Annotated in this window: 20 protein-coding genes and 1 pseudogene; 5 read left to right on the top strand and 16 right to left on the bottom strand. The window is 66.9% G+C overall.

Annotated features, from left to right (window positions below):
• Window positions 1-40: 40 nt before the first annotated feature.
• A pseudogene (locus HBE63_RS31350) lies at window positions 41-136 on the top strand (hypothetical protein); the annotation flags it as partial.
• A complete protein-coding gene (locus tag HBE63_RS09430; RefSeq protein ID WP_166904513.1) occupies window positions 136-1,608 on the top strand; it encodes an NAD(P)/FAD-dependent oxidoreductase in 1,473 nt (490 codons plus the stop codon). The pseudogene HBE63_RS31350 and the gene HBE63_RS09430, both read left to right, overlap by 1 nt.
• A 95-nt stretch (window positions 1,609-1,703) precedes the next feature.
• Here the strand turns inward: HBE63_RS09430 and metK are convergent, their stop codons facing one another.
• From metK to mihF, 5 genes are all read right to left on the bottom strand, one after another.
• Window positions 1,704-2,903: a methionine adenosyltransferase gene (gene metK, locus HBE63_RS09425; RefSeq protein WP_166904512.1), complete on the bottom strand. Its 1,200-nt coding sequence runs from the start codon at window positions 2,901-2,903 to the stop codon at window positions 1,704-1,706.
• Between the two features lie 143 nt (window positions 2,904-3,046).
• Complete coding sequence (coaBC, locus tag HBE63_RS09420; RefSeq protein ID WP_166904511.1) at window positions 3,047-4,303, bottom strand: bifunctional phosphopantothenoylcysteine decarboxylase/phosphopantothenate--cysteine ligase CoaBC; 1,257 nt, start codon at window positions 4,301-4,303, stop codon at window positions 3,047-3,049.
• A 19-nt stretch (window positions 4,304-4,322) separates the two neighbouring features.
• Window positions 4,323-4,643 (bottom strand): DNA-directed RNA polymerase subunit omega, encoded by a 321-nt coding sequence (gene rpoZ, locus HBE63_RS09415; RefSeq protein WP_044518192.1) that lies wholly within the window; start codon window positions 4,641-4,643, stop codon window positions 4,323-4,325.
• Between the two features lie 94 nt (window positions 4,644-4,737).
• Window positions 4,738-5,331, bottom strand: coding sequence for a guanylate kinase (gene gmk / locus HBE63_RS09410; RefSeq protein WP_166904510.1), 594 nt, complete (start codon window positions 5,329-5,331; stop codon window positions 4,738-4,740).
• Window positions 5,332-5,342: 11 nt separating this feature from the next.
• Window positions 5,343-5,657 (bottom strand): integration host factor, actinobacterial type, encoded by a 315-nt coding sequence (mihF, locus tag HBE63_RS09405; protein ID WP_003880790.1) that lies wholly within the window; start codon window positions 5,655-5,657, stop codon window positions 5,343-5,345.
• Between the two features lie 503 nt (window positions 5,658-6,160).
• Between mihF and HBE63_RS09400 the strand changes: the two genes are divergently transcribed.
• Complete coding sequence (locus HBE63_RS09400; RefSeq protein ID WP_243858581.1) at window positions 6,161-6,679, top strand: hypothetical protein; 519 nt, start codon at window positions 6,161-6,163, stop codon at window positions 6,677-6,679.
• A 227-nt stretch (window positions 6,680-6,906) separates the two neighbouring features.
• Here the strand turns inward: HBE63_RS09400 and pyrF are convergent, their stop codons facing one another.
• The 10 genes from pyrF to HBE63_RS09350 all read right to left on the bottom strand — a co-directional run bounded on the left by pyrF (window position 6,907) and on the right by HBE63_RS09350 (window position 19,720).
• Window positions 6,907-7,734, bottom strand: a complete 828-nt coding sequence (gene pyrF, locus HBE63_RS09395) for an orotidine-5'-phosphate decarboxylase (protein WP_166904508.1) — start codon at window positions 7,732-7,734, stop codon at window positions 6,907-6,909.
• A gap of 2 nt (window positions 7,735-7,736) precedes the next feature.
• On the bottom strand, window positions 7,737-11,090 hold the full coding sequence (gene carB, locus HBE63_RS09390) for a carbamoyl-phosphate synthase large subunit (protein ID WP_166904507.1): 3,354 nt from the start codon (window positions 11,088-11,090) through the stop codon (window positions 7,737-7,739).
• Window positions 11,090-12,223 (bottom strand): glutamine-hydrolyzing carbamoyl-phosphate synthase small subunit, encoded by a 1,134-nt coding sequence (gene carA, locus HBE63_RS09385; RefSeq protein ID WP_166904506.1) that lies wholly within the window; start codon window positions 12,221-12,223, stop codon window positions 11,090-11,092. The genes carB and carA overlap by 1 nt, the downstream gene beginning before the upstream one ends.
• Window positions 12,220-12,720: a transporter gene (locus HBE63_RS09380; protein WP_166904505.1), complete on the bottom strand. Its 501-nt coding sequence runs from the start codon at window positions 12,718-12,720 to the stop codon at window positions 12,220-12,222. The genes carA and HBE63_RS09380 overlap by 4 nt, the downstream gene beginning before the upstream one ends.
• Window positions 12,717-14,078, bottom strand: coding sequence for a dihydroorotase (locus HBE63_RS09375; RefSeq protein WP_166904504.1), 1,362 nt, complete (start codon window positions 14,076-14,078; stop codon window positions 12,717-12,719). The genes HBE63_RS09380 and HBE63_RS09375 overlap by 4 nt, the downstream gene beginning before the upstream one ends.
• Complete coding sequence (locus HBE63_RS09370; RefSeq protein ID WP_090425519.1) at window positions 14,075-15,031, bottom strand: aspartate carbamoyltransferase catalytic subunit; 957 nt, start codon at window positions 15,029-15,031, stop codon at window positions 14,075-14,077. The genes HBE63_RS09375 and HBE63_RS09370 overlap by 4 nt, the downstream gene beginning before the upstream one ends.
• A 28-nt stretch (window positions 15,032-15,059) precedes the next feature.
• Window positions 15,060-15,617, bottom strand: a complete 558-nt coding sequence (pyrR, locus tag HBE63_RS09365) for a bifunctional pyr operon transcriptional regulator/uracil phosphoribosyltransferase PyrR (protein ID WP_166904503.1) — start codon at window positions 15,615-15,617, stop codon at window positions 15,060-15,062.
• A 101-nt stretch (window positions 15,618-15,718) separates the two neighbouring features.
• Window positions 15,719-17,002: an MFS transporter gene (locus tag HBE63_RS09360; RefSeq protein ID WP_208301426.1), complete on the bottom strand. Its 1,284-nt coding sequence runs from the start codon at window positions 17,000-17,002 to the stop codon at window positions 15,719-15,721.
• Window positions 17,003-17,160: 158 nt separating this feature from the next.
• A complete protein-coding gene (locus HBE63_RS09355; RefSeq protein WP_166904501.1) occupies window positions 17,161-18,573 on the bottom strand; it encodes an aldehyde dehydrogenase family protein in 1,413 nt (470 codons plus the stop codon).
• A 19-nt stretch (window positions 18,574-18,592) separates the two neighbouring features.
• Window positions 18,593-19,720 (bottom strand): NDMA-dependent alcohol dehydrogenase, encoded by a 1,128-nt coding sequence (locus HBE63_RS09350; RefSeq protein WP_166904500.1) that lies wholly within the window; start codon window positions 19,718-19,720, stop codon window positions 18,593-18,595.
• Window positions 19,721-19,908: 188 nt separating this feature from the next.
• Between HBE63_RS09350 and HBE63_RS09345 the strand changes: the two genes are divergently transcribed.
• Window positions 19,909-20,997, top strand: coding sequence for an AraC family transcriptional regulator (locus tag HBE63_RS09345; protein WP_166904499.1), 1,089 nt, complete (start codon window positions 19,909-19,911; stop codon window positions 20,995-20,997).
• Window positions 20,998-21,048: 51 nt separating this feature from the next.
• Complete coding sequence (locus tag HBE63_RS09340; RefSeq protein WP_166904498.1) at window positions 21,049-22,251, top strand: serine hydrolase; 1,203 nt, start codon at window positions 21,049-21,051, stop codon at window positions 22,249-22,251.
• Between the two features lie 27 nt (window positions 22,252-22,278).
• Here HBE63_RS09340 and HBE63_RS09335 read toward each other — a convergent pair whose 3' ends face one another.
• The gene (locus HBE63_RS09335; RefSeq protein ID WP_166904497.1) at window positions 22,279-22,482 is read right to left on the bottom strand and encodes a hypothetical protein; all 204 of its coding nucleotides are present in this window, start codon (window positions 22,480-22,482) and stop codon (window positions 22,279-22,281) included.
• Between the last annotated feature and the right edge of the window lie 27 nt (window positions 22,483-22,509).

Genomic DNA, 22,509 nt, shown 5'->3' with positions numbered 1-22,509 from the left:
TCGGCGCGGTTCATTCGGTCAGCGTGTCTGTGAGAAGGCACTGGGTGGTGGCCACTCGGTGGAGTTGGAGGCTACGTTGACATTGCGACCCACACACGGCGTCCACATGATCGGACGCAGCCGAGAGGTGGCCTGATGCCCGACTTTCACACCCTCATCGTCGGCGCCGGATTCTCCGGCATCGGCACGGCCATCGCGCTGGACAAGGCCGGTCTGCCCGACTACCTCATCCTGGAGGCCGGTGACGGGGCCGGCGGCACCTGGTTCTGGAACACCTATCCCGGCGTGGCCGTGGACATCCCGTCGTTCTCCTATCAGTTCTCCTTCGAGCAGTCGCGGGACTGGTCGCGCACCTACGCGCCCGGAAAAGAGTTGCGCGCCTACGCCGACAACTGCGTCGACAAGTACGGCCTGCGGCCCCGGATCCGGTTCAACTCGACCGTCTCCCGCGCGGTCTTCGACGACGACGAGAACCTGTGGCGGCTCGAACTGGATTGCGGCGACACGCTCACCGCACGATTTCTGGTCAACGCCAGCGGGGTGCTGACCATCCCGAAACTGCCGGACATCGACGGCGTCGACTCCTTCGCCGGGACCACCGTGCACACCGCCCGGTGGGATCACACCCAGGACCTGACGGGCAAGCGGGTCGCGATCATCGGCACCGGCGCCTCGGCGGTTCAGGTCATTCCCGAAATCGCACCGAAGGTCCAGCAGCTCACCGTTTTTCAGCGCACACCCATCTGGTGCTTCCCTAAGGTCGACGTGCAGATCCCACCGATCGCCCGCAGGGTGATGCGGCTGCCCGGCGGCCGGACCCTGCACCGGCTGATCAGCCAGGCGTACGTGGAGTTCACCTTCCCGCTGGCGGCGCAGTACTTCACGATCAACCCGTTCGCCAAGCGGGCGGGCGCGGCCGGGCGGGCCTATCTACGCCAACAGGTGCGGGATCCCGAGGTGCGCGACAAGCTCACACCGCGGTACGCGGTGGGATGTAAACGACCCGGCTTCCACAACACCTATCTGGCCACCTTCAACCGCGACAACGTGCGGTTGGTCACCGAACCGATCGACAAGATCACCGGCTCCGGGGTCGCCACCACCGACGGGGAAAGCCACGACGTCGACGTGCTCATCTTGGCCACCGGCTTCAAAGTGATGGATGTGGACGCGCTGCCTTTCGAGATCGTGGGATCGGGCGGGCAGTCGCTGAGCGATTTCTGGACGCAGCACCGGATGCAGGCCTACGAAGGGGTGAGCGTTCCCGGCTTCGCGAACTTCTTCTCCGTCATGGGCCCGTACGGCTACGTCGGATCGTCGTACTTCGCGTTGATCGAGGCGCAAACCCGCCATCTGGTGCGCTGTATCGCACAGGCCGACCGCCGGGCCGCCCGTCGCGTCGAAGTGCGGCAGGAGGCCAACGACCGGTACTTCGCCGAGATGATGCGCAAGCGTCACCGCCAGATCTTCTGGCAGGACAGCTGCTCACAGGCCAACAGCTACTACTTCGACCGCAACGGCGACGTGCCGCTGCGGCCCGCCACCACCGTCGAGGCGTACTGGCGCAGCCGCAGCTTCGATCTCGACGACTACGCGTTCACCTCATAGCGCGAGCAGTCCCCCGCAAGCGGGAGGGGCCCCCAGCGAAAACCCCCCAATTTCGCGTGGAAATGGGGGGTTTTGCGTCTGCTCGGCAGAAAAAGCTAGACCGAGGCCTTCAGGTCCTCGACCTTGTTGAGCTGCTCCCAGGGCAGCTCGATGTCGGTGCGCCCGAAGTGGCCGTAGGCCGCCGTCTGGGCGTAGATCGGCCGCAGCAGGTCCAGGTCGCGAATGATCGCGCCGGGGCGCAGATCGAACACGCTGCTGATGGCCTTCTCGATGCGGGCCGGATCGACGGTCTCGGTGCCGAAGGTCTCCACGAACAGGCCGACCGGGGCCGCCTTGCCGATCGCGTAGGCGACCTGAACCTCGACGCGCTCGGCCAGACCGGCGGCGACGACGTTCTTGGCCACCCAGCGCATCGCGTACGCGGCGGAACGGTCCACCTTTGACGGATCCTTGCCGGAGAAGGCACCGCCGCCGTGGCGGGCCCAGCCGCCGTAGGTGTCGACAATGATCTTGCGGCCGGTCAGACCGGCGTCACCCATCGGGCCACCGAGCACGAACTTGCCGGTCGGGTTGACCAGCAGACGGAAATCGGAGGTGTCCAGGGTCTCGTGGTTGAGATCGGCCAGCACGGTGTTGACGACCTTCTCCCGGATGTCCGGGGTCAGGGTGCCGTCCAGGTCGATCCCGTCGGCGTGCTGGGTGGAGAGAACCACGGTGTCGAGCCGCACCGGCGTCCGGCCGTCGTAGGCGATGGTGACCTGCGTCTTGCCGTCCGGGCGCAGGTAGTCGACGACACCGTTTTTGCGGACCTCGGTGAGGCGCCGCGCCAACCGGTGCGCCAGCGCGATCGGCAGCGGCATCAGTTCCGGTGTGTCACCGATGGCGTAGCCGAACATCAGGCCCTGATCACCGGCGCCCTGGGCATCCAGCGGATCACCGGCGCCTTCGACGCGGGCCTCATGCGCGGTGTCGACGCCTTGGGCGATATCGGGCGACTGCGCGCCGATGGCGATGTTCACACCGCACGAGGCGCCGTCGAATCCCTTGGTCGACGAGTCGTAGCCGATCTCCAGGATGCGGTCACGCACGATCTTCGGGATGTCGGCGTAGGCGGAGGTGGTGACCTCGCCGGCGACGTGCACCTGGCCGGTGGTGACCAGCGTCTCCACCGCGACCCGCGACTTGGGATCCTGCTCCAGCAGCGCGTCGAGCACCGAGTCGCTGATCGCATCACAGATCTTGTCGGGGTGTCCTTCGGTTACCGACTCACTGGTAAACAGGCGACCTTGGCTCACGGTCTGCTTCCTTCCTTGCCGATCTGAAAAGGTTTCAGTCTCAAAACTACTTAGTTAGACGAATGATATCTATGTCCTGTTGCACCCAAGCGCGTGGGACGCCGATGCGCAACCCTTATCCGCACATTGATGCGTACGTCGCGTCACCCGTCGTGCGTGCCCAGGAACGCCCCGATTGCGTCCACGATACGGGTGGCCATCAGAGTCTTCGAACCGTGTTCCAATGCGGTCTCGGCGCCGTCGGCGCTCAGTAACCAACCGTCGTTGCTGTCCACCTCGAACGCACGGTTCTCCCCCACCGCGTTCACCACCAGCAGGTCACATCCCTTGCGCCGGAGTTTGGCCCTGGCGTGGAACAGCACGTCGCCATTGGCATCGCCGGTCTCGGCGGCGAAGCCGACGATGGCCCGCATGTTGGGCAACTGCCCCTCGGTCCGGGAGCGCACCGCTCCGGCGAGCACATCGTCGTTACGGACGAGGTCGATGGAATTGGGCTCGGAGGCGCTGCCCTTCTTGATCTTGCTGGTTGCCACCTGCGCAGGCCGGAAGTCCGCGACAGCCGCGGCCATCACCAGGACGTTGGCCTCCGGGGCGTACTTGGATACCGCATCACGCAACTGCGCGGCTGAACCGATATGCACGACGTCGACGCCGGCCGGGTCGACCAGACCGGCGGTGTTGCCGGCGACAAGGGTCACGTCGGCGCCCCGCTGGGCCAGGACGCGGGCCACCGCGTATCCCTGCTTGCCGGAGCTGCGGTTGCCGATGAAGCGCACCGGATCGATGGGCTCACGTGTACCGCCGGCAGTCACCAGGGCCTTGACCCCGGCCAGGTCGTACGGAAGGGCCGGGGATTCCAAGCCCCGCTCCAGCAACAGCTGCGCGAAAGTTGCGATCTCTTCGGCCTCAGGTAGCCGCCCCGCGCCGCTGTCAGCTCCGGTGAGCCGTCCCGACGCGGGTTCCAGCACCACTGCACCCCGACGGCGCAGCGTGGCGACGTTGTCGACGGTGGCCGGGTGGAACCACATCTCGGTGTGCATGGCCGGGGCGAACAGCACCGGACATCGTGCCGTGAGAAGCGTGGCGGTCAGCAGGTCGTCGGCGCGGCCGGCCACGGCTCGCGCCAACAGATCGGCGGTGGCGGGTGCGACGACGACGAGATCGGCCTCCTGGCCGATACGGACGTGCGGTACCTCGTGGACGTCGGTAAAGACGCCGGTGTGCACCGGATTGCCCGAGAGGGCTTCGAACGTGGCGGCCCCGACGAAGCGGAGAGCCGACTCGGTGGGCAGCACGCGCACCGAGTGGCCGGCCTCGGTGAGTTGACGGACCAGGGTGCACGCCTTGTAGGCGGCAATGCCGCCGGCCACACCGACGACGACTCGCTTACGCGCGCTCACGTGCCCGGCCCTGGCCTGGCTACTCGCCGCCCTCGGTGTGCTCGAGCAGGTCCTCGTGGATCTCCCGCATCGCGATGGACAGCGGCTTCTCCTGCAGACCGGGCTCGACCAGGGGGCCGACGTACTCAAGAATGCCGTCGCCCAGCTGGTTGTAGTAATCGTTGATCTGACGCGCGCGCTTGGCGGCGTAGATCACCAGCGCGTACTTGCTCGATGCGCGGTCCAACAACTCGTCGATGGGCGGGTTGGTGATGCCCAGCGGCGTGTCGTAGGCGCTGGCAGCAGACGAATCGATGTCGTCCGCAGCGGCCAGCTGCGCATCGGCGTGCGGGGTGCTCACTAAAAAGTCTCCTGGCGGTTATGGCGAAAATGCATGTTGCGAACAGCGTGCTGGTGGCGTGCGGATCCGATCGCGTCGGCCCCGCCACGATGAGTCACCGACTGTCCACCAGCAAGGATACCAATTCAGCGCATGCAGAATCCAACTGGCGGTTCACCACGACCTGGTCAAAGTCAGATTTGGCAGCCATTTCGGCCCGCGCGGTCTCCAAGCGCCTGGCCATGACCTCGGGCGTCTCGGTCCCCCGGCCGGACAGCCGGTTGACCAGTTCGTCCCAACTCGGCGGTGCCAGGAACACCGATACCACTTCCGGCATGGCCTGCTTGACGGCGTGCGCCCCGGCCAGATCGACCTCGATCAGCACCGGGCGCCCGGCCCGGGTGGCGTCCCGAACCGGCTGGGCCGGCGTCCCGGAGCGGTGCAATCCGCTGTGGATGTCGGCCCATTCGAGCAGCTCACCGTCATCGATCAGCTGCTGGAAGCGTTCTTTGGACACGAATGTGTAGTCGACTCCGTCGACTTCGCCCGGCCGCGGTGCCCTGGTCGTGACCGAGACGGAGAAATACAGGTCGGGAAGCCGCTCCCGCAGACAACGGACCACGGTGGACTTCCCGACGGCGGAGGGGCCGGACAACACGACGACCGGAGCCGTCGCTGTGTGTTGTCCGACCCCCCTACCAGCGCTCAATGCGGGAACCTCTACTGGTCGAACTTCTCCAGGAGGGCCTTGCGCTGACGATCACCGAGGCCGCGCAGACGGCGGGTCGGAGCGATCTCCAGCTCGGTCATGATCTCCTGTGCCTTGACCTTGCCCACCTTGGGCAGGGCTTCGAGCAGCGCGGAAACCTTCATCTTGCCCAAGACCTCATCGGTCTCGGCGTCGGTGAGCACCTGCTTGAGGTTGGTGCCGCCACGCTTGAGCCGATCCTTGAGCTCGGCTCGCGCTCGACGTGCGGCAGCAGCCTTCTCCAACGCTGCCGCGCGCTGTTCGTCGGTCAACTGGGGAAGGGCCACGGTTTCCTCCGTCTCCTGGCGATTTCTCTTCGGCCATCACTTGTTTTGTACGGCTGGAGTGCAAACCAGCCAGCGACGACGACCGTACCCACGCAGGCTGACAAACGCTAACCCCACCCCCTGGTTACGGCGCTAAAAGCCCAGCGTGTAGTGCACTCCGGCGACCCCCGGTTTTCCCCCGAAACCGCCGCCCAGCACCGACGCGGACAGGCCGCCGGGCCGGATATTCCTGCAAGTCAATGGTTTTCGAGGAACCGGCAGCTAATGCCGAAGGCGCCCGATACTCGCGGCAACGGCCCCCGAACCTGCGATTACCGGCGGGTAAAAAAAGTTTTCGCTGGTCACGGCGTGTCGGGCGTGTCGGAACCGGTGACGCGCACGTCAAACGACGACGCGTGCACACGGTGCCTAACCCTTGCCCAGTTGCCGCATAGCGATTACACAGCTTGGCTAAATAGCCTTGCCCAGGTCGGGTATCCATTACCCCCGAAGGGAAGCTGGACATGAACATCAAGCGCTTGACCTGCGCTTCTGCCCTCGCCATAGCGCTCGGAACCGCCACTTTGGCGGCCGGAGCGGGCGTAGCGGTTGCCCAACCCGGACCGCCGTGCGGCTTCGGCAATTGCCAGGGCCCCGGCGGACCCGGTGGACCAGGAGGGCCGGGCGACCACGGCCCAGGTGGACCTGGCGGACCCGGTGACCGAGGACCCGGCGGACCTGGCGGACCTGGTGACCGCGGCCCCGGCGGACCCGGTGACCGCGGCCCCGGTGGCCCCGGTGGACCAGGTGGACCCGGTGACCGAGGACCTGGCGGACCTGGCTGGCCAGGCGACCATGGCGGACCCGATGACCGCGGCGGGCACTGGGGCGCGCCACCGCCCGATCTGTCCTGGCGCGGGATGGACCAGGGCAGGTTCGACCACCAGCCGTTCAATTACAACGGCAGGTGGGTGAGCCCCCTCTTCAATCCGGACTTCAACGGATGGGGATTCTGGTTCTTCGGAGTCTGGATTCCGCTGTGACCCGGTGCGCCGCACCGTATCTGGCAGCGCCTTGAACCAAATTGATTGCGCTCAATCACTTCTCGACCGGCTCACCGGTTTCTACACCTAGGTCGCGCTAGCGCGACGAGCACTACCAAGGCGTGGAAAACCGCGCGCCAACATCACGAAGAGGGCGGTCCGCCACGGCGGATCGCCCTTTTCGTTTTCACTTTGACTTGCGGCCGCACGATGGGCCGGATACGCCCTCAGGCGAGGTAGGCGACCGCGTCGCGCAGGCGTTCGGCCGCCGCACGCAGATCGGCCACCACAGGGCCCGCCCGCAGCACCTCACGCGACACCGCGGGCAGCACCAATTGGGCGCCCCCGAACCCGCCCAGCGCGTCGGCACGCCCACCCTGGGCGCCGACACCGGGCACCAACACCGGCCCACCCAGCGCGCTGAGATCCGGCAGGTCGGTGACCGTCGCCCCGACCACCACACCCACCGATCCAGTGAAGTGAGCTGCGGTCCGATTCGCAGCGAGCCGATTTACGCTGGCCACATCGTCGACGACGGACTGGGCGACGGTCCGCGACCCGGCCATGGCCCGCTGCACGCTGGGCCCCTCAGGATTGGAGGTGGCGGCCAGCACGAACACCCCGCGGCCGTGGGCCGCTGCGGTGTCCAGCAATGGCTGCAACGACCCGAAACCCAGATACGGCGATGCGGTCACCGCGTCGGCCGCCAACGGTGAGTCACCGGCCCATGCCGTTGCATAGGCGGCCATCGTCGAGCCGATATCCCCCCGCTTGGCGTCGGCCAGCACCAGCACCCCGGCCTCGCGCAGCGCCGCCATCGTGCGTTCCAGCACCGCGAAACCCGCTGAGCCGTAGGCCTCGAAGAACGCCACCTGCGGCTTGACCATCGCGAATCCGGCGAACGCCGTCACGCAGATGTCACTGAACGCCGCCAGACCGTCGGCGTCGGTGGACAGATCCCATGCCCGCAGCAGTTCGGGATGCGGGTCGATGCCGGGGCACAGGGGCCCCCGCTCCGACACCGCGTCGGCCAGCCGTTGCCCGAAAGCGTCCATGGTCAGCGCGATTCCAGCGCGCTGTGCAGTTCCTGCAGTGACATCACGCCGATGTCGCCGCGGATAGCCGCCTCGATGCCTTGCACCGCGGCCGAGGCGCCCTGCACCGTCGTCACGCACGGGATGTTCATCGACACTGCGGCCGAACGGATCTCGTAACCGTCGACGCGCGGACCGGAATTTCCGTACGGCGTGTTGATCACCATGTCGACCTCGCCGGCCTTGATGGCGTCGACCGAGGACGGCAGGTCGCCGGTTCCACTGGGCCGCTCTGAGTGCTTGCGCACCTCGTCGCAGGGAATACCGTTGCGGCGCAACATCTCCGCGGTGCCCTCGGTAGCCAGCACCCGGAATCCGAGATCAGCCAGCCGCTTGACCGGGAACACCAGCGAACGCTTGTCGCGGTTGGCCACCGACACGAAGACCGTGCCCGAGGTCGGCAGCGACCCATAGGCCGCCGTCTGGCTCTTGGCGAACGCGGTACCGAAGTCGTGGTCGATACCCATGACCTCACCGGTGGACTTCATCTCCGGTCCCAGCAGTGAGTCGACCTGGGCACCGTCGGCCCGGCGGAATCGGTGGAACGGCAGCACGGCTTCCTTGACCGCAACCGGCGCGTTGCGGGCAATGTTGGCCCCGTCGCCGGTCTCGTTCAGCATTCCCTCCGCACGCAACTCGGCGATGGTGGCGCCCAACATCACCCGGGCACAAGCCTTGGCCAGAGGCACCGCGGTGGCCTTGGAAACGAACGGCACAGTACGGCTGGCCCGCGGGTTGGCCTCCAACACGTAGAGCACGTCGTCCTTGAGCGCGTACTGGACGTTGAGCAGTCCGACCACGCCGATGCCGTGGGCGATGGCCTCGGTCGCGCGGCGTACCGCTTCGATGTCGCTGCGGCCCAACGTCACCGGGGGCAGCGCGCACGCCGAGTCGCCGGAGTGGATACCGGCCTCCTCGATGTGCTCCATGATGCCGCCGATGTACACCTCGCTGCCGTCGCACAGCGCGTCGACATCGATCTCGATCGCATCCTCGAGGAACCGGTCGACCAGCACCGGGTGTTCCGGGGACAGCTGGGTGGCACGGGCGATGTAGCCCTCCAGGGTCGTCTCGTCGTAGACGATCTCCATGCCGCGTCCGCCCAGGACGTAGGAGGGTCGGACCAGCACGGGGTAGCCGATGTCGGAGGCGATCCGCCGGGCCTGCTCGAAGCTGGTGGCGGTGCCGAACCGCGGGGCCGGCAGGCCCGCGTTGACCAGAACCTCGCCGAAAAGCCCACGGTCCTCGGCCAGGTCGATGGCGTCGGGCCCAGTGCCCACGATCGGGACCCCGGCCTCTTCGAGGCGCTTGGCCAGGCCCAGCGGTGTCTGCCCACCGAGCTGAACGATCACGCCGACGACGCCGGGACCGGCTCCGTCCTCACCCTTGCCCGAGGTGTCCTCGGCGTAGTAGACCTCCAGCACGTCCTCGAACGTCAGCGGCTCGAAGTACAACCGGTCGGCGGTGTCGTAGTCGGTGGACACCGTCTCGGGGTTGCAGTTCACCATCACCGTCTCGAAGCCGACCGCACTCAACGTGGTCGCGGCATGCACACAGCTGTAGTCGAACTCGATGCCCTGGCCGATCCGGTTCGGCCCCGAACCCAGGATCAGCACCTTGGGCTTCTCGGTCTGCGGGGCGACTTCGGTCTCGGCGGCAGGGTCGAGCTCGTAGCTGCTGTAGTGGTACGGCGTCTTGGCGTCGAACTCGGCCGCGCAGGTGTCCACGGTCTTGTACACCGGGTGGATACCGAGGCGGCGGCGCAACGCACGCACACCCGACTCGCCGGCCAGTTCCGGTCGCAGCGCGGCGATCTGGCGATCCGACAGCCCGTTGTGCTTGGCCCGCCGGAGCAGCTCGGCATCAAGGACGGGCGCTTCCAGCAGCTCGACCCGCAGCGCCACCAGACCGGCGATCTGCTCGATGAACCACGGGTCGACACCGGAGGCCTCGGCCACCTGCTCGACGCTGGCGCCCAGACGCAGCGCGTGCTCGATGTCATAGAGCCTGCCGTCCACCGCGGTGCGCAGGCCGGTCAACAGTTGCTCGACCGTCAGTTCGGGGTCCGGACCGGTCCAGAACCCGGCCCGGCTGGTCTCCAGCGACCGCATCACCTTGCCGAGCGCCTCGATGAAGTTGCGGCCCAACGACATCGCCTCGCCGACCGACTTCATCGTGGTGGTCAGCGTGGCGTCGGCGCCGGGGAACTTCTCGAAAGCGAACCGCGGCGCTTTGACCACCACATAATCCAGCGTGGGCTCGAAACAGGCCGGGGTCTCTTTGGTGATGTCGTTGATGATCTCGTCGAGGGTGTAGCCGATGGCCAGCTTGGCCGCGATCTTGGCGATCGGGAAGCCCGTCGCTTTCGACGCCAATGCCGAGGACCGCGATACCCGCGGGTTCATCTCGATGACGATGAGGCGGCCGTCACGCGGGTTGATCGCGAACTGGATGTTGCAGCCACCCGTGTCCACACCCACTTCGCGCAGGATGGCGATGCCGAGATCGCGCATGATCTGGTACTCGCGGTCGGTCAGCGTCATCGCCGGGGCAACGGTCACCGAGTCCCCGGTGTGCACACCCATCGGGTCGAAGTTCTCGATCGAGCAGACCACCACCACGTTGTCGCGGTGGTCGCGCATCAGCTCGAGCTCGAATTCCTTCCAGCCGTAGATCGATTCCTCGATGAGCACGTTCGCGGTCGGCGAGGCGGCCAGGCCCTCACCAGCCATCCGCTCGACGTCCTCGGCCGAGTAGGCCATGCCCGAGCCCAGGCCGCCCATGGTGAAGGACGGACGCACCACAACGGGCAGGCCCAGTTCGCCGACCGTCTCACGGACCTCGTCCATCGTGAAGCAGACTCGCGACTTCGCGGACTCGCCACCGACCTTGGCGACGATGTCCTTGAACTTCTGCCGGTCCTCACCGCGCTGGATGGCGTCGAAATCGGCGCCGATCATCTCGACCCCGTAGCGCTCCAGGATGCCAAGGTCGTGGAGGCCGACGGCGGTGTTCAGCGCGGTCTGTCCGCCCAGGGTGGCCAGCACGGCGTCGATCTTGTTGCCCCGCTCGGCCTGCTGCGCCAGCACCTTCTCGACGAACTCCGGTGTGATCGGCTCGACGTAGGTGTGGTCGGCGTACTCCGGGTCGGTCATGATCGTGGCCGGGTTCGAGTTGATCAGGGTGACCTGGATGCCCTCGGCACGCAGCACCCGGCAGGCCTGGGTGCCCGAGTAGTCGAACTCGCAGGCCTGGCCGATGACGATCGGGCCGGACCCGATCACCAGCACGTGGTTGAGGTCAGAGCGACGTGGCATTACTTCTCTCCTGCCATCAGGTCGACGAACTGGTCGAACAGGTATTCCGCGTCATGCGGGCCGGCCGCGGCTTCCGGGTGGTACTGGACCGAGAACGCCCGGCCATCAGCCAGCCGGATGCCTTCCACCACACCGTCGTTGGCGCAGGTATGGCTGACCTCGCCAGTGCCGAAGGGGGTGTCGAATTTCTCCCCCGCCTCACCCTCCAGCGCGAACCCGTGGTTCTGGGCGGTGATCGCCACCCGCCCGGTGATGTGGTCGATGACCGGGATGTTGATACCGCGGTGGCCGAACACCATCTTGTAGGTGGACCGGCCCAGGGCGCGGCCCAGGATCTGGTTGCCGAAGCAGATGCCGAACAACGGGATTCCGGCGCCGAGCACCTCACGGGTCACCGCGACGATGTGGTCGGCGGTGGCCGGATCACCGGGGCCGTTGGACAGGAACACCCCGTCCGGCTTGAGGTCGGCGATCTGATCGAAGTTCACCGATGACGGCAGCACGTGGCTGCGAATCCCGCGCCGCGCGAAGTTGCGCGGCGTGTTGGTCTTGATACCCAGGTCGACTGCCGCGACCGTAAACCTGTGGCCGCCTTCCGGTTCCACAACGTAGGAACTCTGCGTGCTGACCTGCCCCGCCAGATCCGCGCCCAGCATCGAGGGCTGGTCCAGCACGCGAGCCACCAGCTCGTCGGTCCCTGCCAAGGCCGATCCCGAAAACAACCCGGCCTTCATCGAACCGCGGGTGCGCAGGTGGCGCACCACCGCCCGGGTGTCGATCCCCGCGATGCCCACGATGCCCTGGCGGATCAACTCGTCGTCGAGCGTCCCACTGGCGCGCCAGTTCGATGCTCGCGGCGAGGGATCACGCACGGCGTAACCGGCCACCCAGATTCTGTCGTCGCGGCTCTCGCCGTCCTCGGAGTTCCACCCGGTGTTGCCGATCTGCGGTGCGGTGGCGACCACGATCTGGCCGTGATAGCTGGGATCGGTGAGCGTTTCCTGGTAGCCCGACATGCCGGTGGAGAACACCGCTTCCCCGAGGGTCTGCCCGACTGCTCCGAAGGTCGTACCCGTGAAGACGCGCCCGTCCTCGAGTACCAGGACCGCCCTGTCATTTCGATTGTTCGTCATGCCTCTTCCTCCAGCCAGCGGTCGTACTCTGCGCGATTGTCGGCGCGGAACCCGGTATCGATCTCGGTGCCCGAAGGCAGCCGCCACCTGATGGCCAGGATTCCGTCGTAAGTCAGTGCCTTGCCTGCGATTCCACGCTCGGTCCTGATAGCGGTGACCGACTCGGCGGGGATCCAGACCGGGCCGGCCCCGCTGCGCTGCAACATGATTCCCTCGGGGTAGCGGGTCAGCACGGCCTTGGCCCGAAAGCCAAGGCTGCCGGCGGCCACCTTGTCGTTCCAATGCGGCACCACGGTGCTGCCGACGTACATGCCCTTCATCGGCGGAATGATCGATGCGCTGACGGTCTCGGGCAGGGGCGGCAGGGTGCCGATCAGTTCAGCCTGGCGCTGTGCGCGATGCAACCAGCCGCGCATCATCTGGCGGATCAGGAACGCGATCAGCACGGCCAGCAGGCCGGCCAGGATCAGCGACGCGATCAGCGTGGGAGTGTTCACGGCGCCGATCCCCGGGTCGTCGCGCCTCTGCCCGCTGAAGGACACTTCCCGTCGAGTGCGGTGATCTTGCCCCGCAGCAATGTGGCGGTCACCGTCGCGGGCAGCGTCATCGATTCGAAGGGCGTGTTGTCCGACCGGCTGGCCAGCCCGTCGCCTTCGACCGTCCAGGTCGCATCGGGATCGATCACCGTGAGGTTGGCAGGCTCGCCCACTTCCAGCGGCCGGCCCTGATCGGGCAGCCCGACGATGGCCGCGGGGGCCTCGCTCATCACCTTGGCCACGCCGCGCCAGGTCAGCAGGCCGGGCCGCACCATGGTCTCGGCCACCACCGACAGAGCGGTCTGCAGGCCGAGCATGCCCGGACGGGCGACCGAGAATTCACAGCACTTCTCGTGCTCGGCATGCGGCGCGTGATCGGTGGCGACGCAGTCGATCACCCCGTCGGCCAGCGCCTGGCGCAGTGCCTCGGCATCGCTGTCCTCCCGCAACGGCGGGTTGACGCGGTTGCGTCCGTCGTAGCTGGCCAGCCGACCGTCGTCGAGCAGCAGGTGGTGCGGGGTGACCTCGGCGGTGATCGAAATACCCTGCGCCTTGGCCCATTTCAGCAATTCCACAGTGCCCGCGGTGGACGCGTGGCAGATGTGCACCCGAGCACCGGCATCGCGGGCCAGGATCGCGTCACGGGCCACGATCGACTCTTCGGCCGAGCGTGGCCACCCGGCCAGGCCCAGCCGGGCGGCGTTGGGCCCTTCATGGGCGACCGCACCGACGGTCAGCCGCGGCTCTTCGGCGTGCTGGGCGATGAGCACTCCGAGACCGGTGGCGTATTCGAGCGCCCGCCGCATCACCAGCGGATCATCGACGCACAGACCATCGTCGGAGAACATCCGTACCTGACCGACACCGTCGGCCATCAGGCCCATCTCGGTGAGCTGCTTGCCCTTGAGACCGACGGTGACCGCACCGACTGGGTGCACGTCGACCAGGCCCACCTGCTGGCCGCGATTCCACACGTGGTCGGTGACCACCGCGGAATCGGCGACCGGATCAGTGTTGGCCATCGCGAACACCGCGGTGTACCCACCGAGAGCTGCTGCCGCCGAACCGGTTTCGATGTCCTCGGCGTACTCGCGACCCGGCTCGCGCAGATGGGTGTGCAGGTCGACGAAGCCCGGCAACAGCAGCTGGCCGGCGGCTTCGACCACCTCGGCACCCTTGGGTGCATCGGAACCGATCCCCGGTCCAATTTCCACGAGCTGCCCGTCGGCGACCAACACGTCGAGCGCGTCGCCCTCACCGTAGAGGCGGACACCGCGGATGAGCACCGGCGGATTCGAGTCTGCGATGTGTCTCGTCATACGCTGATCGCCTCTCGATCCGCACCCACCAGCAGATGGAACAGCACCGCCATCCGCACATGGACACCATTTGAAACCTGTTGCAGAACAGCCGATTGCGAAGAATCGGCAACCGGGAACGCGATCTCCATACCGCGCAGCATCGGGCCGGGGTGCAGCACCACGGCGTTGCCGGGCAGCATGGCCTGACGCTTCTCCGACAACCCGTAGCGCACCGAGTACTCACGCGCGGACGGGAAGAACGCACCGTTCATCCGCTCGGCCTGGACCCGCAGCATCAACACCGCATCGGCAGCGGGCAGTTCGGCGTCGAGGTCGTGCGACACCGTGACCGGCCAGCCGGACACCCCGACCGGCAGCAGCGTCGGTGGCGCCACCAGCACCACCTCGGCACCCAGGGTGGCCAGCAGGGATACGTTCGACCGGGCCACGCGGCTGTGCAGCACGTCGCCGACGATCACCACGCGCCTGCCCTCGATCGAGCCCAGCCGCTGGCGGATGGTCAAGGCGTCGAGCAGGGCCTGGGTCGGATGCTCATGGGTGCCGTCGCCGGCGTTGATCACGCTGGGCCCCCCGCCCCCGTCCTCGGCGGTCCACTCCGCGAGCTGTTGCGCGGCGCCCGAGGCGGGGTGGCGGATGATCAGGGCGTCGGCGCCGGCGGCGCGCAGGGTCAATGCGGTATCGCGCAGCGACTCCCCTTTGGCCACCGAGGATCCCGACGAGCTGACGTTGATCACGTCGGCGCTCATCCACTTGCCTGCGACCTCGAACGAGACCCGGGTACGGGTGGAGTTCTCGTAGAACATCGTGATGACGGTGCGGCCGCGCAACGTCGGCAGCTTCTTGACCTCGCGGCCCAGCAGCGCCTCGCGGAAGCGGTCGGCGTCGTCGAGGATCGCCGTCGCGTCATCCCGGGTGAGGTCCTGCGCCGACAGGAGATGACGTGTCGTCATAGCGGTCGATTCCTCACGCAAGCGTTCGTCATTTCGAAATCACCACCCCGTCACGGTCGTCATCCTCGGACAGCAGCACGTGGACACTCTCGGTGCGCGAGGTCGGCACGTTCTTGCCGACGTAATCGGCCCGCACCGGCAGCTCCCGATGACCGCGGTCGACCAGCACCGCCAGCTGCACCACCCGCGGACGGCCGATGTCGCGCAACGCATCCAGCGCCGAGCGCACCGAGCGACCGGAGTACAGGACGTCGTCGACGAGGATGACCACGGCGTCATCGATGCCGCCGGCCGGGATCGACGTTGCCGCCAGCGGTCGCGGCGGCTTGAAGTTGAGGTCATCGCGGTAGAGCGTGATATCCAACGCACCCACCGGCAACGCCACATCGGCGAACTCGTTGATCTTGGCGGCCAAGCGCCTGGCGAGTGTCACACCGCGCGTGGGGATACCCAGGAGAACGACCCGCTCACGTTCGGCGGGATCGTCGAGAGCGGTCTTTTCGATGATCTGATGGGCGATCCGGGAAACGGTGCGGCCGACGTCCGCCGCAGACAACAATTCCCGGTCGGCACTTGAAGAGCCCATAAGGTGACCCTGACCTCCTTCTCCGCCTCTCGGGACGGATCGTTAAAGGACGTCGAACTGCAGGGCAGCTTAGCAGGCCGCACATCTGCGGCCCGCCACGGTCACCTCGCAGAGTCACTCATGACGGCGTCCAATTCGGTTCCCTTTGTCTCGGGCAACAGCACGGTCGAGACGATGCTGACGACGACGAACGCCGCCATCATCGCTCCAACAGCCCAGCTACCCAGCGTGGCCACCAGAACTCCGGCGACCAACGGCGGAATCGCCCCACCCACGATGCCGGCCAGATTGAACGCGAGGCCGGCGCCGGTGTAGCGGTAGCGGGTGGCGAAGATCTCAGGCAGGAACGAGGCGATCGGCCCGTAGGAGATCCCGAAGATGCAGAAGATCCCGGCGATCGCCACGGCGAAGCCCACCGGTGAACCGGAGTCGATCAGCGGCATCACCACGAACGCCCATGGCAGGGCGAGCCCGAAGCCGGCGAGAATGACGCGCCGCCGACCGTACCGGTCGCACAGCAGCGCCGAGATCGCCGAGAAGATCATCAGCGCGACGCCGGCCAGCACACCGACACCGAGGATCAGGCTGCGCGGGTGTCCGATGCGGGTGCTGGCGTAACTCATCAGGTAGGTGCCGCCCAGAAAGCTCATGGTGAAGATGCCGACCATGCAGCCCGCCGCGAGCGCAACCTGTCGGGTCTGGGTCCGGAACAGTTCGCGCAGCGGCGCCTTGGGCACGCCACCGGCCACCTGCTCCCGGGCGAAGACCGGCGTCTCGTCGATGCTCAACCGCACATAGAGCGCCACGATCAGCAGCACCGCGCTGAACAGGAACGGCAGCCGCCAGCCCCAGTCCAGGAAGACCGCGCTCTTCTCGCCGATGGTCACACTGACCACGAAGACCACCAGGTTGCTCACGGCCAGCCCGGCGCCGGCACCGAGCTGCGTGAACATCCCGTACCTGCCGCGCTTGCCGACGGGCGCGTACTCGGCGCTCAGCAGCGCCGAACCCGCCCATTCCCCGCCTACCGCGAAGCCCTGCAGCAGTCGCAGCGCCAGCAGGATGATCGGCGCGGCGACGCCGATGGTCGCTGCGCTGGGCACCAAACCGACGCAGACGGTCGACAGACCCATGATCAGCAGCGTCGCGATCAGAGTTTTCTTGCGGCCCAATCGATCTCCGAAATGGCCGAACACCGCGGCACCGATCGGGCGGGACAGGAAGGCGACCGCGAAGGTCCCCAACGAGGAGATCGTCGCCATCGTCGGCCCCATGTTCGGGAAGAACACGTGGGGAAAGATCAGGGCGGCAGCGGTGCCGTAGATGTAGAAGTCGTAGAACTCGATCGCGGTGCCGACGAAACTGGCGAACGCCACCCGCTTCATGGGGTTGGCCTCCGGAGTCGCGACGGAGCTCGGTTCACCGTCGATCTGGTCCTGCTGGGTCATCTGCCTCTTCTCACGCCGCGCGCTGTTCGCCCGAGAAGTATCACCCACCCGCAGGGTCAGGCCATCTCGAATCCGTGACAACCCGGCCGGTCAGGTCACCGCTGAATCGACTTGATCTCGAGGAATTCCTCGAGCCCGTAGACACCGGCCTCGCGCCCGTTGCCCGACTGCTTGTACCCGCCGAACGGGGCATTGGCGTTGAAGGCGCCCGCATTGATCTGCACCTGGCCGGCGCGGATCCGGCGCGCGATGCTCTCGGCACGCTGCGGTGAGGCAGACCAGACCGCACCGGCCAGGCCGTAATCCGTTGCGTTCGCGATCCGTACCGCGTCGTCCTCGGAGTCGTAGGCCTCGATCGCGAGGACCGGGCCGAAAACCTCTTCCCGGTGGATCGTCATGTCCTCGGTGACATCGGAGAAAACGGTCGGCCGTACGAAGGCACCGGACGCGTCGGTTGCGGACTCCCCGCCGGTGACGAGGCGTGCGCCTTCGGCCATCGCTGTGCGGATGTGGCCGAGCACCCGTTCCTGCTGCGCCCGGGACGACAGCGGGCCCAGTGCGGTCCCCTCGTCGCTCGGATCGCCCACCGGCAGTGCATCGGCAGTTGCCTTCGCGAGCGCCTCCACCTCGGCCAGCCTGTCGCGTGGGACGATCATGCGGGTCAACGCCGAGCAGGTCTGCCCGGAGTTGAGCATCATCGTCTTGACCGATGCGGGCACGACCGATTTCAGGTCGGCGTCATCGAGAATGATGTTGGGGCTCTTGCCCCCGAGCTCCAGCGACACGCGCTTGACGGTGCGTGCGGCGACTTCCTGTACGCGCCGGCCGGCCCGCGTCGACCCGGTGAAGCTGACGATGTCGACGTCGTCATGCCCGGCGATCGCCTCACCGACATCCGCCCCGGTGCCGAACACCAGGTTGAACACGCCTGGGGGCAGGCCGATCTCGTCGATGATCTCGGTCAGCGCGAGCGCGCACAGCGGCGTCACCTCGCTGGGTTTGACGACCACGGCGTTTCCCGCGGCCAATCCGTAGGCGACCTTCAGCGCGATCTGGTGCAGGGGGTAGTTCCAGGGCGTGATCGCACCCAGTACGCCGAACGGCTCCCGCACGATCGTCGATCCCCGGTACTCGCTCTCGAACCCGTACGCGCGCACGACGTTGGCGGCCTCGGCGAAACTGTTGAGCGGCAGCCCTAGCTGGATGGCCCGCGAAATCGTGATGGGGCAACCCATCTCGGAGGAGATGGTGCGTGCCACGTCCTCGGACCGTTCGGCCAACTTGCCGGCGATCGCGGTGAGGTAATCGGCCCGCTCGCCCACCGGCGTTGCCGACCACGCCGGAAATGCGGCCCGGGCGGCGGCGACGGCCGCGTCGACATCTGCATTGGTGCCCGCCACGACCTCGGCGATCACCTCGTCGTTTGCCGGGTTGATGACGGGTATGCGGGTGGTACCACTCGAGACTGCCCACTTGCCGTCGATGTAGTTGCGGTCCTGGATCTGCATCAGTGCCCCTTGGGTCGGTTCAGTAGTCGGCGTCGGAGTAGACGACGAGACCGCGAAGGTTCTTGCCGTCGAACATGTCCCGGTAGCCCTGATTGATGTCTTCCAGGCGGTAGCGGGTGGTGACCAGCTCGTCGAGCTTGAGATTGCCCGAGCGGTAGAGAGCGAGCAGCCTGGGGATCTGGGTGCGGGGCCCGACACCGCCGAACACCGCGCCTTGGACCCGCTTCTGCAGCAGGGTCAGCTCGAACAGGTTGAGGTCGACGGTCGACTGGGTGAAATCGCCCATGCCCGTGACGATTACCTGTCCGCCCTTACCCGTGAGGCTGAGCGCCTGCTGGATGTGTTCGCCTTTGATCTCACCGACGGTGATGATCGAGACCTGGGCCATCGCTCCCCAGGTGAGGTCGGGCAGCTCGGCAGCGGCGTCCGCCACCGAGGCGAATGTGTGGGTGGCGCCGAATTCGAGCGCCTTCTTTCGTTTGAAGTCGACCGGGTCGATCGCGACGACGAACCGGGCACCCGCGAACCGCGCGCCCTGCACTGCGTTGATCCCGACGCCGCCGATGCCCATCACCACGGCGGTGTCGCCCGGACGGGTGTCACCGATCTCGGTTGCCGAGCCCCAACCGGTCGAGACACCGCAGCCCAGCAGCGCGGCCACCTCCAATGGCACGTCCTTCTCGATCTTGACGACCGAGGTCTGGCTCACCGTGACGTACGGCGCGAAGGTGCCGAGCAGGCACATCTGGATGACCGGCCGGCCATCGCGGGTCACCCGGTAACTCTTGTCCGAGACAGCCTGCCCGGTCAGCAGCCCGGCTCCCTCGTCGCACAGGTTCTGCAGACCGCTCGCGCACGACGGACAAGTGCCGCATGCCGGTATGAAGGCGAGTACCACGTGATCGCCTTGTTCCAGCCCGGTGACACCGGGGCCGACCTTGGTGATGACACCGGCGCCCTCATGCCCACCGAGAACCGGCATGAACGGCACCGGACTGCTGCCGGCGACAACGTGCGCGTCCGAATGGCACAGGCCCGACGCAGCCAATTTCACCTGAACCTCCCCGGCGACCGGGTCTCCCAGGTCAACCTCGCAGATCGTCCAGGGTGCGCCGACCTCCTCGACGACAGCAGCCTTTACTTTCACCAGAGCCCCTCTTTGCGTGCCGCCGGACACAATCTCAGACGGACTGAGATGTGAATCACTATCCCGAACCGTAGAGCGGTGGCTCGTCCAAGGACAGGGCCGCCCCGGCCACAACTCGACATTTCCGGCCATTTTGGCGGATTCTGAGCCCGTTGACCGGGTCTCGCGGGTCGGCAAAACTGGCCGGCATGACCTCTGTCGCCACTGAACCCGCAGATCAGGACGCCCTCCCCGGCTCCCCGGCCCTGCAGTCGACCAACCGGGTCATAGCGGCCATGACGGACCCCTGGGACCACCCGCGCACAGCTGTTTCGGTCGCGATCATGTGCGAGTGGGCGGCACAGCGCGGGTTCCCGGCCGAGTCGGCGCTGGCCGGCTCGCACCTGGACGTCACCGCGTTGGATGACGCAGACACCGTCGTCGAGGCCAGCCAGGAACTGGCGGTGATCCGCAACCTGGCCGCTGTTTCGGCCGACAATCCAGGTTCGGGGGTGGAACTGGGCAGCCGCTACCACTTGACCGCGTACGGCTATCTGGGCTATCTCCTGGCCGCGTCGGCCAGCGTGCGGGACACGGTCCACCGAGGCTTGTACTACGCGATGCTGACTTTCGCCTTCTCGACCATGACGGCCCGCATCGACGATGACCACTACGTCCTGGCCTTCGATGCCGGTGACATGCCCGAGGGTATCCGGAGGTTCGTCATCGAACGTGATCTGACCGCGGTCATGCAGATTCAGCACGACACATTCCCCGACGTCGACGCGGTCCCGTTGCGCGAGATCAGATTCGCCTTCCCGGCGGATCTGGTGACGGGCGACCCGGATGTCTACCGGGATTACTTCCGGGTTCCGGTGTCATTCGGATGCGCCCGTAACGAGATCGTCTACGACGCCGGATATCTCGACCTGGCGCCGCCGATGGCAAACGCGCACACGACCCGGCTCATGGTCGCCCACTGCGACCGTATCCGCGCCGAGCGGTTACACCGAACCGGTGTCGCCGCGCAGGTGCGCGCACATCTACTCGACCAGTCGTCTCTCGACCTCACGCTGGACGACGTCGCGCTGCACCTGCACTACGCGTCGCGGACATTGCGCCGGCACCTCGAGCGGGAGGGCACCACCTATCGGGCAGTTTTGGACGAGGTGCGCAGGAGCGTCGCTGACAATCTCCTACGTGACCGCTTGATCCCGCATTACGAGATCGCCCGCCGGCTCGGGTACCAGGACTGGTCGAGCGTGGTCAGGGCGCGCCGGCGCTGGCGTCGCCGGTGACGCACGGAGGCAGCGCGGATGGCGTCGGCGCCGCTGGATAGGCTGGCGCGGGTGAACCTCGACGGCAATCAATCGTCCATCCGTGAGGCCATCGACGCCGGTCTGCTCGCCGGTGCGGTGACTCTGGTGTGGCAGGCGGGCCGGATCCTCCAGGTCAATGCCCTGGGCCACCGCGACGTGGACGCGGGGCTGCCGATGCAGCCCGACACCATCTTCCGGATCGCCTCCATGACGAAGCCCGTCACGGTGGCCGCGGCGATGACGCTGGTGGAGGAGGGCAAGTTCGCGCTGAACGAGCCGGTCACGAAATGGCTGCCCGAACTGGCCGGCATGCGTGTGCTGCGCGAGACGCGCGGCCCTCTGGACCTCACCGAGCCTGCGCGGCGGCCCATCACGTTCGACGACCTGATGACCCATCGCAGCGGCCTGGCCTATGTGTTCTCGGTCCTGGGCCCGCTGGCATCGGCCTACGGCAAGCTGTCGCTGCGCCAGGACCAGGACCGCTGGCTGGGCGAGGTGGCCAAGCTGCCGTTGGCCCATCAGCCGGGTGAACGCCTCACCTACAGCCACTCCACCGACGTGCTCGGGATCGCGCTGTCCCGGATCGAGGGCAAGCCGCTGGCCCAGGTGCTGTCTGAACGGGTCTTCGCGCCGCTGGGCATGGTCGACACCGGGTTCTCGGTCGACGCGGCCGGCCGGCGACGGGCGGCGACGATGTACCAGCTGACCGCCGACAACACCTTGAACCACGATGTGATGGGGCCGGCGCCGATCACCGATCCCCCGTTCTGCACGGGCGGAGCAGGGTTGTTCTCCACCGCCGACGACTATTTGAAGTTCGCCAGGATGTTGTTGGCCGGCGGGACGGTCGACGGGGTGCGCGTGCTGTCCGAGGAATCGGTACGGGTGATGCGTACCGACCGGCTCACCCCCGAACAGAAGCAGTACCAGTTCCTCGGGGCACCGTTCTGGGTGGGCCGGGGCTTCGGCCTCAACCTGTCGGTGGTGACCGATCCGGCGAAGTCACGCCAGTTGTTCGGCCCGGGTGGATTGGGCACTTTCAGTTGGCCCGGCGCCTACGGCACCTGGTGGCAGGCCGATCCGTCGGCAGATCTGATCCTGATCTACCTGATCCAGAACCATCCGAATCTCTCGGTGGATGCGGCCGCCGTCAGCGGCAACACCTCGACGGCGAAACTTCAGATGGCACAACCCCGATTCGTGCGTCGCACGTATCAGGCGCTGGATTTGTAGTCCTCTGGTCGAGACAGCACCAGCGGTTCAGGATTTCGCAGTTGACTGCAGTGCCGCGGCCATTTTGGCTTCAGCGATCCGGTAGATGCCATCGAGCGCGGATTCCTCGACACTGAGGTACTCGCACACCAACTCACGTGCCACGCCGGCGTCGCGCAACCGCAATGCCAGCGAGTACGGCAACGGCAGCTGCCGCAGCGCCCGTTCATGCAAGTCGCCCTCGTCGGCCATCGATCCAGGATGCGACGGTTTCGCCCG

The sequence above is a fragment of the Mycobacterium sp. DL440 genome (assembly GCF_011745145.1).
GTDB lineage: Bacteria > Actinomycetota > Actinomycetes > Mycobacteriales > Mycobacteriaceae > Mycobacterium.
Note: the sequence above shows the minus strand (reverse complement) of the source record. Positions and strands in the feature narration are given on the sequence as shown.

Coding starts and splice junctions, on each gene's coding strand:
- pyrF (WP_166904508.1), bottom strand. CDS start 7,734: ATGGACGCTTTCGGGCAACGGCTGGCCGACGCGGTGTCGGAGCGGGGG.
- carA (WP_166904506.1), bottom strand. CDS start 12,223: ATGACGAACAATCGAAATGACAGGGCGGTCCTGGTACTCGAGGACGGG.
- HBE63_RS09375 (WP_166904504.1), bottom strand. CDS start 14,078: ATGACGAGACACATCGCAGACTCGAATCCGCCGGTGCTCATCCGCGGT.
- carB (WP_166904507.1), bottom strand. CDS start 11,090: ATGCCACGTCGCTCTGACCTCAACCACGTGCTGGTGATCGGGTCCGGC.
- HBE63_RS09355 (WP_166904501.1), bottom strand. CDS start 18,573: ATGCAGATCCAGGACCGCAACTACATCGACGGCAAGTGGGCAGTCTCG.
- pyrR (WP_166904503.1), bottom strand. CDS start 15,617: ATGGGCTCTTCAAGTGCCGACCGGGAATTGTTGTCTGCGGCGGACGTC.
- HBE63_RS09345 (WP_166904499.1), top strand. CDS start 19,909: ATGACCTCTGTCGCCACTGAACCCGCAGATCAGGACGCCCTCCCCGGC.
- HBE63_RS09370 (WP_090425519.1), bottom strand. CDS start 15,031: ATGACGACACGTCATCTCCTGTCGGCGCAGGACCTCACCCGGGATGAC.
- HBE63_RS09335 (WP_166904497.1), bottom strand. CDS start 22,482: ATGGCCGACGAGGGCGACTTGCATGAACGGGCGCTGCGGCAGCTGCCG.
- HBE63_RS09360 (WP_208301426.1), bottom strand. CDS start 17,002: ATGAAGCGGGTGGCGTTCGCCAGTTTCGTCGGCACCGCGATCGAGTTC.
- HBE63_RS09400 (WP_243858581.1), top strand. CDS start 6,161: ATGAACATCAAGCGCTTGACCTGCGCTTCTGCCCTCGCCATAGCGCTC.
- HBE63_RS09430 (WP_166904513.1), top strand. CDS start 136: ATGCCCGACTTTCACACCCTCATCGTCGGCGCCGGATTCTCCGGCATC.